Source organism: Cellulosimicrobium cellulans, from assembly GCF_042723955.1.
Classification (GTDB): Bacteria; Actinomycetota; Actinomycetes; order Actinomycetales; family Cellulomonadaceae; genus Cellulosimicrobium; species Cellulosimicrobium cellulans_H.
Window position 1 is genome coordinate 1,343 of sequence record NZ_JBHXIC010000121.1, and the last position, 930, is coordinate 2,272.

Consider the following 930-nt stretch of genomic DNA (forward strand, 5'->3'; position numbering starts at 1 on the left):
AACTGCCGCGCCCCACCCCGGCCGCCGCGGACGACCACCACATAGGTGTGTTTCACCGCTCGATCACGACCCTCATGTCGTGCTCGGCGGGGCGGCAGTCAGCGGTGGGCCGTGAAGAAGGCGCGCAGGAGGCGGCCGCACTCGTCCTCGCGGACGCCGCCGACCACCTCGACCGCGTGGTTGGCGCGCTGGTCGCGCACGAGGTCCCAGACCGAGCCGGTCGCGCCGGCCTTGGGGTCCCACGCGCCGAGCACGAGCCGTTCGACACGCGCGAGGACGAGCGCCCCGGCGCACATGACGCACGGCTCGAGCGTCACGACGAGCGTGCAGCCCTCGAGCCGCCACTCCCCGAGCGTCGCGGCGGCCTGGCGCAGCGCGAGCACCTCGGCGTGCGCGGTCGGGTCGCCGGTCTCCTCGCGCCTGTTGCGCCCCACGCCCAGGAGGCGTCCGTCCGGCCCGACGACGAGCGCACCCACCGGCACGTCGGCGCTCGCGAGCGCGTGGGTCGCCTCGTGCAGCGCGAGGCCCATGAGCGCGTCCCAGACCTGGTGGCGCCCCGCGACCGTCCCCGGCGGGAACGTCCCGCCCGCCCACGGCAGGTCGAGCCCCCGCGGCTCGGGGGTGCCGCCGGCCGCCGTCGTGCCCGCCGCGGGCCCCCCGGTACTCGACGCGGGCCCCACGGTGCCCGACGCCGGCCCCTCGCCCGGGTGGGCGGGGGCGCCGGGGTGAGCGACGTCGTCGGGCACGGGACCTCCGAGGTGTGAGCGGCTCGTCGCGCGATGCCGCGACGAGGTGCCGACCGCTCGGTGGTGCGGAGAGCTGGGGGGGCGGCCGGGGAGCCGCTTACCGTGAGGGGCGGGGCGCTCCGCGCGGGCGGCGGGGGGGTGGGCGGGGGGGGGGGGGGGGCGCGGGGGGGGGGGGGGGTGCGGC

Annotated in this window: 1 protein-coding gene; it reads right to left on the bottom strand. The window is 79.4% G+C overall.

Features of this window, described 5'->3' with window-relative positions:
• Positions 1-98 precede the first annotated feature (98 nt).
• On the bottom strand, positions 99-530 hold the full coding sequence (locus ACFWH7_RS19735) for a nucleoside deaminase (RefSeq protein ID WP_378219159.1): 432 nt from the start codon (positions 528-530) through the stop codon (positions 99-101).
• Between the last annotated feature and the right edge of the window lie 400 nt (positions 531-930).